The organism is Streptomyces sp. NEAU-sy36 (assembly GCF_013423905.1).
GTDB lineage: Bacteria > Actinomycetota > Actinomycetes > Streptomycetales > Streptomycetaceae > Streptomyces > Streptomyces misionensis.
Genome location: NZ_CP058977.1, coordinates 3490314 through 3504981, shown reverse-complemented (window position 1 = coordinate 3504981; position 14668 = coordinate 3490314). Strand labels below are relative to the sequence as shown.

10 protein-coding genes are annotated in these 14668 nt (G+C 74.8%); all 10 read right to left on the bottom strand.

Translation table 11 applies throughout. The annotated features are described in order from the left end of the window. Positions 1 to 11 precede the first annotated feature (11 nt). The 10 genes from HZZ00_RS16165 to HZZ00_RS16120 all read right to left on the bottom strand — a co-directional run bounded on the left by HZZ00_RS16165 (position 12) and on the right by HZZ00_RS16120 (position 14654). Positions 12 to 317, bottom strand: a complete 306-nt coding sequence (locus tag HZZ00_RS16165; protein WP_070029403.1) for an urease subunit gamma — start codon at positions 315 to 317, stop codon at positions 12 to 14. Positions 318 to 321: 4 nt separating this feature from the next. Beyond that, positions 322 to 1272, bottom strand: coding sequence for an urea transporter (locus tag HZZ00_RS16160; RefSeq protein WP_180332839.1), 951 nt, complete (start codon positions 1270 to 1272; stop codon positions 322 to 324). Between the two features lie 285 nt (positions 1273 to 1557). Further along, positions 1558 to 2310 (bottom strand): GNAT family N-acetyltransferase, encoded by a 753-nt coding sequence (locus HZZ00_RS16155; RefSeq protein ID WP_180332838.1) that lies wholly within the window; start codon positions 2308 to 2310, stop codon positions 1558 to 1560. Positions 2311 to 2386: 76 nt separating this feature from the next. Continuing rightward, positions 2387 to 3271: a peptidoglycan-binding protein gene (locus tag HZZ00_RS16150; RefSeq protein WP_180332837.1), complete on the bottom strand. Its 885-nt coding sequence runs from the start codon at positions 3269 to 3271 to the stop codon at positions 2387 to 2389. Beyond that, positions 3271 to 4821, bottom strand: coding sequence for a DUF6519 domain-containing protein (locus HZZ00_RS16145; protein WP_180332836.1), 1551 nt, complete (start codon positions 4819 to 4821; stop codon positions 3271 to 3273). Before HZZ00_RS16145 ends, HZZ00_RS16150 begins: the two co-directional genes overlap by 1 nt. Positions 4822 to 4875: 54 nt before the next feature. After that, positions 4876 to 7029: a hypothetical protein gene (locus HZZ00_RS16140; protein WP_180332835.1), complete on the bottom strand. Its 2154-nt coding sequence runs from the start codon at positions 7027 to 7029 to the stop codon at positions 4876 to 4878. Then, positions 7029 to 10832: a putative baseplate assembly protein gene (locus HZZ00_RS16135; RefSeq protein ID WP_180332834.1), complete on the bottom strand. Its 3804-nt coding sequence runs from the start codon at positions 10830 to 10832 to the stop codon at positions 7029 to 7031. The genes HZZ00_RS16140 and HZZ00_RS16135 overlap by 1 nt, the downstream gene beginning before the upstream one ends. Then, positions 10829 to 13933 (bottom strand): putative baseplate assembly protein, encoded by a 3105-nt coding sequence (locus tag HZZ00_RS16130; RefSeq protein ID WP_180332833.1) that lies wholly within the window; start codon positions 13931 to 13933, stop codon positions 10829 to 10831. The genes HZZ00_RS16135 and HZZ00_RS16130 overlap by 4 nt, the downstream gene beginning before the upstream one ends. After that, positions 13930 to 14322, bottom strand: coding sequence for a GPW/gp25 family protein (locus HZZ00_RS16125; RefSeq protein WP_180332832.1), 393 nt, complete (start codon positions 14320 to 14322; stop codon positions 13930 to 13932). Before HZZ00_RS16125 ends, HZZ00_RS16130 begins: the two co-directional genes overlap by 4 nt. Next, positions 14319 to 14654 (bottom strand): hypothetical protein, encoded by a 336-nt coding sequence (locus HZZ00_RS16120; protein WP_180332831.1) that lies wholly within the window; start codon positions 14652 to 14654, stop codon positions 14319 to 14321. Before HZZ00_RS16120 ends, HZZ00_RS16125 begins: the two co-directional genes overlap by 4 nt. Between the last annotated feature and the right edge of the window lie 14 nt (positions 14655 to 14668).

Sequence of the window (14668 nt, the reverse complement as noted above, 5' to 3'; positions counted from 1 at the left end):
CAGGCGGTGGGTCAGGCGCTGATCGGGTCGTGGCAGGTGACCAGCTTCGTGCCGTCCACGAACGCCGTCTCGACCTGGAGGACGGTGAGCATCTCGCGCACCCCGGGCATCACGTCGTCGGCGGAGACGACCTTGCGGCCCAGTTCCATGCACTCGGCCACGGTGTGCCCGTCGCGGGCGGCTTCGAGCACCGCCTCGGTGATCAGCGCGGCCGCTTCGCTGTAGTTGAGCTTGGTGCCCCGGTCCCTGCGGCGCCGGGCCAGGTCCGCCACCACGTAGACGTGGAGCTTGTCGATTTCGCGCGGTGAGAGGTTCATGGCGTCACTTCGCTTTCTCGTACGACATGCCGGGCCGGTCCATCGCCGGCGCGGCCCCCAGGAAGAGCCAGGTCGTCACTACGAACGGCCAGGTGAAAGGTGATCCGCCGGACGGCTGGGCAAAGGCCGTCCAAGCGGTGGTGAAGGGAACCGAGGCCACGACGGCGAGCACGGCGTAGCCGGCGGTCCAGGGCGTCGGGGTGAGGAAGGTCGCCGCCAGCGCGATGGCGACGAGCACTCCGTTGTAGCCGTAGAGGCCCTCGGCCAGCCGGTCGGCCGGCAGGCCCATGACCCAGGCGGTCACGATCGCCACGGCGCTGCCGCAGGCGGCGGCGACCGCCACCCGCCAGGAGGTGACGAGCAGTCCGGCCAGCACGATCAGGCCCGCGTACCACTTGTCGAGGAAGAAGACCTGACCGATGTTGTCGCAGAAGGCGTGGCCGAGGTCCGCCGGGGACGGGCCGGTGGTCCGCGCGGCCGGAGCGGCGTGGGCCGCCGAGGCCGCGGGCAGCGCGATCGCCATGACGCCGGCGACGAGGCAGTACGGGGCGGTCAGCACGGGCAGTCCGGCGCGGTCCAGGAAGCGGACGGCCGCCGCGCCGAGCACCGAGCAGACCGCCGCCGCGAGGACGGCGAGCAGCGCGGTCCGCCACGAGGCGCCGAGCTGGACGAAGAGCGCGATGCCGACGAGGCAGCCGCAGTACCCTTCGAGGCCCTGTCCGAGGCGGCCGTCCCGGTCGCTGCGCAGCACCGCGGCGGTCCCGGTGGACGCCGCCGTGCCGAGCAGTCCGAAGACGCCGATCCGCCAGTCGTCGGCGAACAGCGCGAGGAGGAACAGCAGTCCCGTCCACGGGCTGGCGCTCAGCGCGACCTGCGCGATTCCGCGCGCCTGTGTCCGCCCGACGGCGACCGGGCCCCAGCTCGTGGGCCGCACCGCCTGAGACGCCGTAGGCATGGGTGTTCTCCCTGTGTGAAAAACCTGAAGGAGCCATCAACGCCCTTGAGGAACGGGGAAGATGGGGTCGCTTCAACGCTCTGTTGAACACTACGCCCGCTTCCGGCCACCAAGATCGAGATCGTGCGGTGACCACCCGGACACGCAGTGGGATCACCGCAGGCAGCGTGACCGAGCCGAGGGCCCCGGGTGTCCCACCTTGACCTGGATCCAGCCATCCGTTGAACATCTCTTGGACCGATCCAGGTGAAGAGCAGACCAATCGCCCGGCGGTGGGGCGGTCCCTCAGGGGTGGTGGACCGGGTCCGCGATCCGGGCGGCGGCGAGTGGCCGCCAGGACAGTCCGAGGCGGCGGTAGAGACGGATGGCGGCGGTGTTCCAGCCGTCGACCATCAGGGCGGCCGTGCCGTGGTCGGCGACCAGGCGGTCCAGGAGGAAGCCGCACACGGCCGTGCCGGCGCCGCGTCCGCGCGCCCGCTCGGCGGCGGCGACTCCGGCGAGGAATCCGACGCCGGGCGCGCTCCAGGCGTCGGCGGCGCACGCCGACAGCGCCCCGGAGGCGTCGCGTACCCCGGCCCAACGGCGCACGCCGGGTCGGCCGGGCCGGGCATGGGAGTTCGGGAACGCCTCGGCCAGCAGCCGGGCGACGTCCGGGTGCTCCGACGGGGTCAGCCACGCGGCCCCGTCCCCGTGGCCGGTGGCGGTCTCCGTCTGCATCCAGCCGAAGGCGTCGACGAACACCAGTCCCGGAAGACGGGTCACGAGGTCGCGGACGAGGCTCTCGTCGCCGACGGGCCGGAAGGTGGGGCGGAGCCGGGGCAGGAGCGCGCGGATCAGGGCCGCGGCGGCGTCGGCGGGTCCGGTGACGGCGAGCCGGTCGCGACCGGACAGGGCGGGGGCCGCCACCGCCGCGGCCTCACCGAGGAAGAAGGCCCGCGCGCCGCCGAGCAGGTCGCCTGCCGCCCACAGCAGGAGCGGGTCACCGTTCGCCGCGGCCCGGACGTCATCGAGCGAACGCAACTCACGCGGAACGGCCATGGGCACAGGGTAGTGGGCGTGCGGGGCCGCGCCCCGGGGCCGGGGGGACGGCGGTCCCGCCCCGCCGGTGGGTCGGTCAGTCCGACGGTACCTTCAGCCGGTCCCAGCTGGTCCGGCCCGGGATGCCGTCCGCGTCCTTGCCCCGGTAGCCGAGTTTCTGCTGCCAGGCCGCGTAGGACCTGCGGTCGGCTTCGGTCCACTCGCGGTTCGGGCCCTTCTCGTAGCGGCCGCAGCCCTCGGCGACCAGACGGCGGCCCATGGCGGTGATCAGGGGCGACTTCTGCCCCGCGTGGAAGAAGCCGGAGCCCGGGAAGGGCGCGTACCTGGGCTTGGGCCCGGGCCTGGGGCCGCCCGGCCCCTTGCTGCCCTTGCTCGCGAGCCGGTCGGCGATGCGCGCCCGCATGCCGTCCATGGTGAAGCCCCGCGGGTCCTGCTTGCCGGGCTGCCACTCCTTGTGGCCGATGACGGAGCGCTCCGACCACCCGTGGTGCCGGCAGATCGCGGCGGCCACCTTCTCGATGGCCTCCTTCTGCGCCTGCGGCCAAGGGTCCTTGCCGTCACCGAGGTTGACGCACTCGAATCCGTAGAAGTGCCGGTTGCCGTCGACGTCGGCCTGGTTGTCCTGCGGCAGCTTCGACTCGTTGACGACCGCCCGCAGCACGTCGCCGTCACCGAGCCCGGCGTGGTTGGCACGGCCGTTGCCGACGAGGTGGACGTGGCCCTCCTTGTCGATGACCCCGTGGCAGAGCGGGCCCGGCAGGCCGGAGTAGCCGTCGTAGCAGATGTTCACGGAGTTCTCGGTGCCCGAGGTGACGGTGTGGTGGATCATCACGCCGTTCACCGGACCCCAGGGCCCTTTGGTGTTGCGGTTGTGGTGGCGCCAGTCGCGCACCTCGTGGACCGTCAGGCCCTCCGCGCGCAGGACCTCCAGCAGCTTGGCCGCGCTCATCGGCTGCGCCATCACTCGTCTCCTTCCGCGGCGGCCTCCGCCGCCGCCGTGGTCTGGGAACGGCCCTCGGCGGGGCCGGCCTCGGCGGCCCGCTCCTCCTGCGCGGCCCGGGCCTCGGCGTCCAGGGCCGCCCGGTCGGCCGGGGGGATGTCCGCGGCGAGCGCGCCGAAGGCCCGGCGCAGGTCGGCAGTGCTGCCCTCGCCGGTGACCAGCGCCAGCGGGGCGACGTGCCGCACGATGCCCGCCGGGGGCTTCAGCAGCGGGCGGCGGGCGGCGTCCGTGTCCCACTCGACGCCTCCGGTGGCGGTGCGGGCGGGGATCAGCCAGTGGTCGCCGGTGCGGTAGGCGCCGTTCTTGGCGAAGTAGATCTCGACGCCGTCCTCCAGCGGCAGCCACTCCCCCTCGGCGAGCGGCACGGCGCCGCCCTTCAGCGTGTTGGTGCGGCCCTTGCGCCGGGGCCCTTCGCGGTGGTCCCAGCGGCGCAGGAACGGGTGCAGGTGCGGCAGGCGCCCCACACGCGGGTCCGGTTCGGCGGAGAGCCGGACGCGGCAGCCGGGCAGGTCCAGTTCCTCGACCCGCAGCAGGGGCAGGGCCTCCAGCCGGGAGGCGTACGCGGTGTCGGTGAACTCGACGTGGTCACCGACCTCCAGATCGAGCTTGGAGTCCAGGCCCAGCGTCGCCAACCGCACCCAGGTGCCGTCGAGTTCGTCCACCGAGAAGACGACCGAGCCGTTCTCCCGGGACCACTTGAAGGTGGCGTCGGCCGCCTCGCCGCCCGCGTGGACCTCCACCCGGTACAGCTGGTTCTCCGGGCCCCGGTAGCGGGCGTCGGGGCGGACCAGGCAGGGGTCCTCGTCGGCGTGCTCGGGCCGCTCGCTGCGGGCGGCGAGCCGGGCGGAGGGCGCCGCCTGGGCCTTCGCCCACGTCTCGAAGGCGTCGCGGACGGCTCCCGGGGACGGTTCGGCGTCCTCGATGTCCAGCGCGGTCAGGGGCAGCGGCAGCACCTGCCAGACGACCTTGGCGCGGGCCGCGGTGTCGGGCAGTGCCGCGCCGAGGGCGACCTCGCGCAGCCGCGGGTCCTCGGCCGCCGAGACCGCCCGCTCCCACACCAGGAGGTAGACGAGGAACGGCGACCGGGCGGGCGAGGGCAGCCGGTCGCCGGGCCGCTCGGGGTCGCGGAACCCGTCGGGCTGGTTCCAGTAGTCCCAGAAGGCGTCCGCTCCGGCGGGCTGCTGCTCCCCGGTGTCCTCGTCCGGTACGGGGACACCGGGTGAGGGGCGGTCCGCGTCGCACAGGATGCCGTCCACGTAGTAGCGGCCGCCGTGGATGTACAGGGTGTCGATGTCGTGCCTGCCGCCCACGTACTCGATGCGGAAGCCGCAGTCGCCCGCGGGTCCGCCGTGCCGGCCGACGAGGTCGGCGGCGAGGGTGCGGGCGTGGTGGAGCTGGATCGCGGTCTGCTCGTTCAGGTCGGCGTCCAGCTGGACACGGCCCTGCTGGGCGAGGACCGCGGAGTAGTGCCGCTCCGGGCGGAAGGTGGCGCGGGAGAGATCAGCGTGCATGAAGGGGGTCCCCCTGGTTCTCACGTCTGCGGGTGGGTCGTACGGCGGCACCGCTCACGTCACGAAGAAGATCCCGGCGTCCGCGATCGCGGGTGTGTACTCGGCGAGCCGGGCCCTGAGTCCGTCCTCCCGCTGGGGGCGGTACAGGTCGTGGAACGCGCCGAGTTCACCGCCGTCGTCGGCGCCGCGCCTGATCTCCTCGGGTCCCCGGTCGGCCAACTGGCCGTACCAGGGCGTGCCGTAGCGTTTCGATGCGAACAACGGCCGTACGTGTCGCGCGTTTCCGAGACCGGCGAGGTCGCAGCGGTGGCGGCGCGGGGTGCGCGAGCCGGGCGGCACATGGCAGTGGCGCAGGCAGCCGATGCCGCGCCGGGCCACGTGCAGCCGCCCGGTGAACACGGAGTTCTCGGCCAATTCCACGGCGTGCGTGTGGACTTCACCGATGACGGTGGTGCGGCGCAGGTGGAGTACGGCGTGCGCGTGGCGGCAGTCGGGGGCGGACAGGGCCGCGCGGTCGTCGCCGGTGGCGTCCAGGATGCTGTCGCGCAGACGGATGTCGAGGGGGTCCTCGCTCACCTCGTCGCCGATGACCTCGATGGTGCCGAGGATGCTGTGCTCGATCCGCAGGCAGGCGGTGGTGCGTTCGAGGACGATGCTGGGTTCGTCGGGTGAGTGCGGCGCGCACTCGGGCTCCAGCGACCAGCCGGGCACCAGCGTGGAGTGCCGGACGACGACGGAGCCGACGGGCCCGGTGACGTTGATGCCGCGCCCGGCGACGAGGAGGCCGTCCAGGACGACGCGCGGCCGTTCGTGCGGGGCGCAGTCGGTGTGCACGGCGCGGACGTTGAGGGCGTCGGGGCGGTTGCTGTACCAGTCGAGGAGCCGGATCACCGGCCGGGTGCCCTCGGCGGCGCGCAGTTCGAGGCGGTCGCCGGGGTCGAGGTCGAAGTCCAGCTGCTCCTGGTAGGCGCCGCTGTGGGTGATCTCGATGATGCCGGTCCGTCCGGGGCTGCGGTCGTCCTGCCAGGCCCGGTAGGCGTCCATGATCCGCCGGTACGGCCCGCCGGGGCCGACCCGGTAGAGGTCGGCGTCGGGACGGGGCCCGCGGTCGGGGCGCTCGTACTCGCCGCCGCCCATGTCGGCGGCGAAGGCGTGGTGGTAGTCGACCCAGACGCCCTGGCGGGGCGCGCGGCGGGCGCCGAACGCGATCCGGCCCAGCTCCGGGTCGACGGCGATCTGCCCGCGCCCGGGCCGGTAGCGCCAGTCGGACAGGTCGGCGACGACGATGTCCTCGGGCGGTACGGGCCGGTCCTCGCCGTCGCGCCGGATGCACAGGCTCTTGCCGGGGCCGTAGTAGTCGGCGAGCCGGTCGTGCAGCAGCCGGCGGGTGATGAACGCGGGCACGTTGTCCACGGTGGCAAGGTGCGCGGGCGAGGGTTCGGGCACCGGGCGGGTCAGCAGCGGGGTGTCGTTGCCGAGGATGGAGAAGGTGTAGAGGTTGCGGGCGCGGTCGACGCAGTAGGCCGGGGACGCGGTGAGGGCGTACGGCTTGAGCCGCCAGACGAAGAGCCCGACCCCGGCCGGCGTCCGGCCGCCCTGCCTCCTCGCCGAGTCGGCGCGGCGTACGTCGGCGGTGCGGGACGTGGTGTCGAAGGGGCCGCCCGCGAGGGCGAGCGCCGAGCCGTCCCTCAGGTCGAGCAGCCGGCCGCGCTCCCCGCGCCGGCCGCTGACGCCCAGCCTGACCGGCTGGGTGTGGGCCACGTGCCGGGAGAGTTCGACGGCGCGGGCGGGCCAGCCGGCGACCCGCTCGGAGAGTTCCTCCAGCAGGTGCAGGGTGCCCTTGCGGCGCCGCTGGGCGACCGTGGCGGCCACGTCCCGGCGGGGTGCGACGGCCTCGGCGAGCGCCGCCCGGCCGCCGCCGTGCAGGCCGGTGGTGAGGACCCGCTCGTAGCCGGGCAGGGTGCGGTAGCCGACGAGGTCGCCGAGGTAGGGCAGCACCCAGGGCGCGGCCGTCTCGACGAACAGGTCCTCGTAACCCTGCCGCACGCCGTCGCGGACCCGGTCCAGTTGCTCGCCGATCACCGCGAGCAGGGCGCGCAGCGGTTCGCCCTCCTCGGCGTCGCGCAACCGGTGGACGCGGGGCAGCAGTTCGGCGAGCCCGTCGGGGTGCCGGTCGGCCGGCGTGCGCGCATCGGCGTCGGGGGACATCACTTGACCTCCGTGAGAATCAGGGTGTCCGCGGCCCGCGCCGACAGCATGGCGAGCTGGGCCGGGCGGATGCCGCGGAAGACGACCACCGTCCGGCCCCTGGCCAGGCGCCGGGTGTCGGTGATGTCCGGGTTGAGGCGCAGCAGCCGGTCGAGCGGGATGCCGTGGCGGGCGCAGACCGACGACAGGGTCTCGCCGCCCGCGTCGCGGACCGTGTAGGTCTGCTCGTCGTAGGCCGCCGGGTGCGCGGGGACCGACGCCCGCGGGGTGCCGGGACCGGCGAGCAGCGCGGTGAGCCGGTCCGGGGTGGCGGAGGCGGGCACGCCCGTGAAGACGTCGACGTCCACGTAGTCGACCCCGGGCACGGAGTGGGCGGTGGCCAGCACCTCCGACAGCCGGGCGGGCCGGCCCAGCTCCCGCCCCTCGTAGCCGAGGCGGAGCGACAGCGCCTGCCGCAGCCGGGGTTCGACGGTCTCCCAGGCGTGGTCCGGGGCGAGTTTCACCCTGGCGGAGACCAGCAGCAGGACGAGTTCGCGCGCGTCCACCCGGACCGGCAGGTCGGGATCGCCGTACGCGGTCAGTGCGCCGCGCAGCGGGCGGAGGTTGTCGTCGGCGAGCGGCACGTCGTCCGTGCCGGCGACCGTCACATGGAGCACCCGCCGCCGTCCGTCGAAGAGTTCCCGGGCGTTGGCCCGGCCGATGCCGGCGCGGGAACGGGCGAAGTCCTCGTAGTCGGCCGGGGAGACCAGCCGGTCCAGGGCGGAGACGGCGAGCGGGATCGTACGCCGGGTCAGGCCCGGTCCGTCCGCGTCCGAACCGCCGGTCGCGGGCCGCGGGTTGGTGACCGCGGTGACACCGAGGGGGCGGGTGAGCGGCTGGGTGATCCGCTCGGCGGGGACGTCGGCGGCCTTGCCGGTGCCGAAGCGGTAGCGGGCGCGGACGTTCTCGTGCCCGCTGGGCAGCCGGGCACCGTGGACACCGTCGCCGAAGGTCACGGTGGTGCGGCCGTCGGAGTTCGTGCCGGTGATGTAGACGCGCTCGGTGGGGCCGCGCCCGGCGAGGCTGTCGACCTCGTGCCAGAGCACACCGTCCACGCGGATCTCCAGGACCGGGCTGGCGCCGAGGGGATTGTCGGCGGCGAGCCAGGTCAGCGGGGACTGCCACAGGGCGAAGGTCTGGTTGACGCGGTCGGAGTCGCCGCTGCCGATGGCCTCTTCGCGGCTCTCGCCGTGGGTGGCCGCGACGACGTTGCCGAGGACGCGCACGCTCGACCGGCGGTAGCGGTGGACCAGGGTCGCGGTGAGGGTGAGGCGGGTGTGCACGTGGTCGCCGGGGAGCCCGGGGTCGACGGCCGGGTCGGCGGCGGCGATGGTGGCCACCTCGCTCGCGGTGACCCCGCTCGCGCCGGGTACGTCGGTGCGTTCACCGCTCACGACGAGGGTGCGGCCGGGGCGCAGTCCGTCGTACAGCTCGGCGAGTTCGATCTCGTTGCCGTGCACGTCCTCGCCGAGCGGCTCGTCGGCCGGGCGCAGCGGCTCGCCTGCCGCGTGCACGGTGGTGTCGCGGATGTGGGAGAGCAGCACGTCGAACTCGTCCAGCCAGGGGTCGGCCAGGGTGAGTTCGGTGCCGCGGCCGGTGATGCCGTAGTTGCTGTACGCCGCTGTGCGGACCGCCGTCACCTGGGTGGTGACGAGGGCGAGCGCGGCGTCGCCGGGGACGCCCGTGCCCTTGGCCGGGCGCTCGATCGCCACCCAGCCACCGACGGTGATGCCGTCCTGGACGCTGTCCAGTTGCAGGACGCGGCGGTTGAGGGGTGCGGGTTTGCTCGCGATGACGATCTCGACGTTCGGTTCGGTGCTGCCGACCGTGTAGGCGACGCTCACCTGGTACTCGCCGTGGGTGAACTGCCGGTTGCCACCGGGCTTCAGGGAGAACTGCTCGGCGGTGCCGTCGGTCAGGGCGATGTGCACGGTGCCGTCGTCCTCGGGCCGGGAGACGAAGAGGCTGCCCTCGGGCAGGCCCGCGTGCAGACGGGCGGTGACGCCTGGTTCCTCGGCGGCGGCCGGGCGGCGGGTCAGCCGGCTCAGCTCGTGGTCGCGGGCGGCGCGTGTGGACAGGTCCACCTGGCCGGGGCCCAGTGTGAAGGTGACCGGCTGGGTGGCGGGCAGGTTCTCGGCGCGCTGGTCGGAACTGCTGCCCTCGACGTACTGGAACTCGGCGCGGACGGGTCTCCTGCCCGCGGGGTCGTACACCACGCGCATGCTCGCCAGCGCGGCGCCGGTCAGCGGCCAGTCGGCGGTGCGGATGACCCGGCCGCGGGCGTCCTGGACCGGCTTGAGGGGGGCGTTCGCGCCGAACGGGGCGGCGGTGACACGCATCGCGAGCAGGGCCCGCAGCAGCGGGCCGGTGGCCGAGGCGGTGGCGCTGCGCCAGGCCGGGTAGAGGCCGGTCAGGCCGGGGTCGAGGGCGGTCAGCAGGCGGGCGGTGTCGGTGCCGGGGCGACGGCTGCGGGTTTCCCGCCGGGGCGCGGGGGCGGTGGTGCGCAGGGCGGGGAGGACGGTGTCCAGGGCGCGGAGGGCGGCTTCGCGGGGGTCGGGCCGTGCCGGGTGGCTGCCGGGCCGGGTCTGGGCGGGGGCGCTCGCCCGCGCCCGCGGGGCGCCGCCGTCCCGCGGGGCGGGGCCGTCCGCGGAGGGCACGGGCTGGGCGGGAGCCAGTGCCAGGGCGCGTGCGGCCAGTTCCGTCAGCACCGCCTCCAGTTGCTCGAACCAGGCCGCGACGTCTTCGTACGGCTCCGCCAGGACCTCGGCCTCGCGCAGGCGGGCCACCGGCTCGCCGAGCCGGCCGGCGAGCTTCTCCGGGGTGTCGACGGTGTCGAGGCCGGTGCGCAGCGGGGCGAGGACCTGGTCGTCGAAGTCCTCGATCAGACGGCTGACCGGCCGCGGGTTGGGGACCTCCGGGGTCGGCGGCTCGTCGCCGGGTTCGCCGGGGGCCGCGGGCTCGGCGGTCCAGCGTCGTACCTCGTCCACCAGCTCCTTGAGCGTGGGCGGGGCCGACCGGGGCAGGGTGAGCGCGGTGATCCCTTCCGCACGGTCGACGCGGACGCCCGCGATCGGCAGCAGCTTCCGTTCTCCTCCCGCCTGTTCACCGAAGACGAAGAGGAGCCGGTCGCCGGTCCGCAGGGAGTCGGCCGTGCCCTCCACGAACAGTTCGGGGCGGCGGGCGAGGTCGTCGGGGGTGATGAGGGAGGGCCGGCGGCGCCGTACCGTCAGTTCGTTCCAGTCCCAGCGGGCGGTGAGGTCCTGGGAGGTCTCGAAGGTCAGCGACTGCTCGTCGGCGGAGGCGGGCACGCTGTGGCTGCGGGCGCCGCGGGGGATCGGCACCGCCAGGGTCTCGGCGCGCGGGTCGCGTTCCAGGGTGTACGCCAGATGGGTGGTGGCGGCGACTCCGGGGCGCGGTCGGTGCCCGACGAGCCGGCCCAGCAGGACCAGGGAGCGGTGCTCCAAGGCGGTGCGCAGGTAGGCCTCGTCGGCGATCCGCTCGGAGTGGAAGGTGAGCAGGTCGCCGAGGACGGCGGCGGCGTCGAGGAGTCCCACGGCCGGGTCGTCGGGGGTGCGTACGGTGAGCCCGGCGAGCGCCGGGTACGCGGGTGAGGCGAGCCGGTCGAGGAGGGCGGCGAGGAAGGTGCCGTACTCGCCGACGCGGTAGTCGAGGGCGGTGCGGCCGGGCGGGTTGTGCAGGGGGGCGGGGGCGGTGCGCTCGTCGTGGCCGCCGCACGCGCCGCCGCAGGAGCAGGACCGGCTCATCGGGTGCCTCCCAGGGTGATCCCCAGCCGTCCCTGTTCGGGCCGGTCGGGGTCGTTGTCGCAGGTGGCGATCTCCAGCGGGCCGATCCGCAGCACGCCGTCCTCCCTCTCTCCTCGGTCCGGCCCGGACAGCCGCCGCAGCCGCGTCACTTCGACGCTCTCCACGCCGGGGACGGCCGCGGCGACGGCGACCAGGCGGCTGAGCCGTACGGGTTCGCCGAAGGTCAGGGCGTCCGGGTGGAAGAAGCCGAGCCGTCCGCCGGGCAGCCGGCCGCTGCCGAGGACGCGGTACAGATCGGCCAGGATCTGCCCGTGCTGGTGTCCGGGCCGGGCGCACACCCGCAGTGCGATGTCCAGCGGCACCGGCCGGGCCGGGCCGACCACCAGGTCGTGGCCGATGCGCCGGTACGTCTCCAGGGCCTGGGCCACCGCGTCGAGCAGCCGCGGCGACGGGGGGCCGCCGTACGCGTCGACGGCGATGTGGGCCTCCTGCGTGCTGCCGGTCCAGCGGAGGTCGGCGGCGGCCCGCTGCACACCGGGCAGGGCGGAGGCGAGCGCCGCGTAGTCGGCGGCGGTGACGGCGCGCAGCCGGGTGCGGCGCAGGTCAAGGGGCGCCGACTGGCGTACCTGCTCGACGGGTTCGGGCTCGGTGCCGCCGGTGGCCGGCAGCGGATTGCGCACGGTGGCGGCCGGTACCGGCTCGCCGGGCTCGCCCGCCGCCACGACGAGATGGTTGATGGCCTCGGCGCCCACGTTGCCCGCGCTGCCGCCGCCGAGGCGGTAGCGCGCCGCGAGGCGTGCCCCTGGAGCAGGCACGGCGCCGTGCCGTCCGTCGCCGAAGCGCAGGGCGAGCCGCCCGTCGTCCTCCAGCTCGCCGACGAAGTGCCGGTCGCGGGGTGCGCTGTCGAGCAGGTCGCGGCGCGGCTCCCACACCGCCTCGCCGTCGCTGAGGCGTACGGCGGGCAGGGCGCGGCGCGGGTCCTGGGCGAGCGCGGCACTCGCCGGGCCGCGCAGCACCGGCTCCTCGGGGTGCAGTCCGGCGGCGTAGGCAGGTCCCCAACTGTGCGCGATCTCCCAGGCGATGTGGGCGTCGAGGACGGTGCCGGCGCGGGCCCGGGCGGTGAGGACGGCGATGCGCCGCAGCTTGGTTCCGAGCAACTCGTCGCCGCGGTGCAGCAGTTCGCGCAGGACGCGGACGGGGTGACGGCGCAGTGCCAGCCGTTCCAGCAGTTTCAGGCCGAAGAGCACGCCGAGTTCGGTGATCTCGTCCTCGGCGAGCCCGTCGCGGTCGCGGGCACTGCGCCACAGCTCGACCAGCCGCTGCCGGACCCGGTCCGGGATCGCGGCGATCCGTTCGGCCTGCGCGGCCGCGACCGCGGCCGGGTCGGGGAACGGCACGGCCTGGGTGACGGGAGCCCGGCCGAGCACGGGGCGCAGGCGCGGCGCGATCCCCGGGTAGACGCTCTGGGCGAGCAGCGTCCGCAGGGCCGCGGCCTGTGCGTACGCCGTGCCGGGCACCACGTGCTCGTGGCGTTGCCCGGCCCGTTCCAGTCCGATCCCGGCACGCAGGACGGCCGGCTCCCCCACGACGTCGAACAGCTCGCGGACGTCGTCCGGGCGCAGTGCCCGGCCGCTTTCGGCACGGTCCGTCAGCGCGGTGATGAGCCGTGCGGGGGCGTTGCCCCGCTCAGGGTCCTCGCATCCCGCGCCGGGCGGGCCGCAGGGCGCCACGACGGCCGGGGCCGGGGGCACGGTGACCGTCTCGACGGTGCCGGAGCGGCCGTGGTCCACGAGGACGGCGTTGCCGCGGGCCACGGTGACGTCCTCGACGGGCAGGCAGTCGGGTCCGCCCCGGGTGGTCAGGCGGAACGGCAGGCGCAGGGCGTCCTCGGCGGCCCAGGTGACCTCCAGCACGGGCTGGTCCTCGACGCGGTCGAGGCCGTGGGTGACGGAGGTGAGGCGGACGGCCTGCCGGTGGGCGGGGTCGGCGTCGCCCGGGGTGCCGGTGCGCGGGCCCTTGACCTCCTCCAGGATCAGCACGTCGCCCGGCTTCAGGGCGAGTCTGCGGCCCCGGCGGGATCCGGGGTCCGCCCACTCGTCGCGCAGGGTGGCGGCGGTGGCGCCGACGGGCAGCTCGCACACCTCGCCGTCCCAGGTCCACAGCCGGATCGCGTTGTGCGCGACCCGCAGTTCGAGCGGCTCGGCGGCGACGACGGGTTCGAAGACCTCCACGGAGCCGCGCTCGTCGAGGTCGCCGAGGTCGTTCTCGTCGATGACCGTGCCCGGTTCGGGACGGTCGTGCGGGTCGAGGGTGCGTACGTCGACCGAGGCGAAGCGGTAGGTGCCGGGTGCCAGGGTGTGGTCGGCGGCGGTCTGGACGGTCACATAGGCGCGGGCGTTGCAGCCGTCGTGCATCGCGTAGTCGATGAGCCGGACGTGCCGGCGCACGGAGACGCGGCGGCGCGCGGTGTCGAGGTAGGCCTCGGTGGCGACGGCGTCCTGCTGGTAGCTGATCTGGTCGCCGGCGTAGGCGAGCAGTTCCACCAGGGTGGTGCCCAGGTCGGCGGGGTTGTGCTCGGCCCAGTCGGGGGTGGTCAGCGCGAGCCGGTCGAGCAGGAGCTTGCGGATGGTGTCGTAGTCGCGGGCCGTGTAGTCGATCACGGGCGCGGCCGGGAGGGCGGCGCTGGGCGCGTCCTCGCGCACGCAGTCGAAGGGGCTGGGGCAGTCGGGCCGGAAACGGAACTCCGCACCGCAGTACCGCTGGTCGAAGCCGTGGTACGGCTCGGTGCCCGGCCTGCCGTAGGGGTCTGCCTCCACCAGGGACAGCCGGTAGCGGGAGGTGTCGCCGGCCCGGTCGAGGGTGACGTGGAGCCGGTCGTCCAGTTCGGGGTCCTCCTCGCGTTCCACGCTGACGTCCACGGCGGTGAGGCCGGTGACGCGGCGGCCGCCGTCGATGCGGACGTTCTCGGGGCCGAGGCCGCCGGGTGCCTTGCCGAGGAAGGTGACGGTGAGCAGCAGCCCGTCGTCGCTCACCTCCACGGCGTCGACCCCGTTGAGGTGGGCGGCGCGCACCTTGGCCCGCCGGGTGGCCCCCGCGCTCATGCCGCCCTCCCCTCGAAGAGGTCCTCCCGGACGGCGCCCGTGGCACGGACCAGGTAGGACAGCCGGGCGCGTACGGTGTCGTCGTCGCAGGCGATGTCCAGGGACACCACCTCGATCAGGTCGCCCAGCCAGCGCTGGAGGGCGGCCTGGACGGAGAGTTCGAGGGTGCTGACCAGTTCGGGGGCGGCCGGCGCGAAGACCAGGTCGAGCAGCCCGCAGCCGAAGTCGGGGCGCATGACGCGCTCGCCGGGGCTGGTGAACAGCAGCTGTTCGACGAGGTCGTGGACGTGCTCGGCGGGGCGGGCGTGCGCGGTGCGGCCGCGGCGGTCGGCGTGGAACGGGAACGCGATGTCGCTGCGCGGGCGGGCTCGGTGACTCGGCGGCCTCATCGGACGGTGACCTTTCGCTGCACGGCCTGGACGACGGGAGGTCCTTGCGGAACGAGGGCCGCGCTGAAGCACTGGGCGGCACAGGTGTCGAGCAGCACGGGCGCGCCGTCGGCGGTGACGCCGGTGTCGGCGGCGCTCCAGCGGACGGACACGCACGGCGAGGGCACGTCGTCGAAGGTGTGCGGGCAGCCGGCGACGACGTAGGCGTGGTCGGCGGTGGCCACGGCGGCACCGTCGACGCGGACGCCGCCGGAGGGTGTGGTGACAGGTGTGGCGCGGCCGCCGTGCGGGCAGCCGATCACGGCGCCCGCGTGGAGCAGACTCCCGGACAACTCTTCTCCCCCGT

What these genes read in the sequence shown, in the direction of transcription:
- HZZ00_RS16145 (WP_180332836.1), bottom strand. Translation starts at nt 4,821, where the DNA reads ATGCACGCTGATCTCTCCCGCGCCACCTTCCGCCCGGAGCGGCACTAC.
- HZZ00_RS16130 (WP_180332833.1), bottom strand. Translation starts at nt 13,933, where the DNA reads ATGAGCGCGGGGGCCACCCGGCGGGCCAAGGTGCGCGCCGCCCACCTC.
- HZZ00_RS16135 (WP_180332834.1), bottom strand. Translation starts at nt 10,832, where the DNA reads ATGAGCCGGTCCTGCTCCTGCGGCGGCGCGTGCGGCGGCCACGACGAG.
- HZZ00_RS16125 (WP_180332832.1), bottom strand. Translation starts at nt 14,322, where the DNA reads ATGAGGCCGCCGAGTCACCGAGCCCGCCCGCGCAGCGACATCGCGTTC.
- HZZ00_RS16165 (WP_070029403.1), bottom strand. Translation starts at nt 317, where the DNA reads ATGAACCTCTCACCGCGCGAAATCGACAAGCTCCACGTCTACGTGGTG.
- HZZ00_RS16140 (WP_180332835.1), bottom strand. Translation starts at nt 7,029, where the DNA reads ATGTCCCCCGACGCCGATGCGCGCACGCCGGCCGACCGGCACCCCGAC.
- HZZ00_RS16150 (WP_180332837.1), bottom strand. Translation starts at nt 3,271, where the DNA reads ATGGCGCAGCCGATGAGCGCGGCCAAGCTGCTGGAGGTCCTGCGCGCG.
- HZZ00_RS16160 (WP_180332839.1), bottom strand. Translation starts at nt 1,272, where the DNA reads ATGCCTACGGCGTCTCAGGCGGTGCGGCCCACGAGCTGGGGCCCGGTC.
- HZZ00_RS16155 (WP_180332838.1), bottom strand. Translation starts at nt 2,310, where the DNA reads ATGGCCGTTCCGCGTGAGTTGCGTTCGCTCGATGACGTCCGGGCCGCG.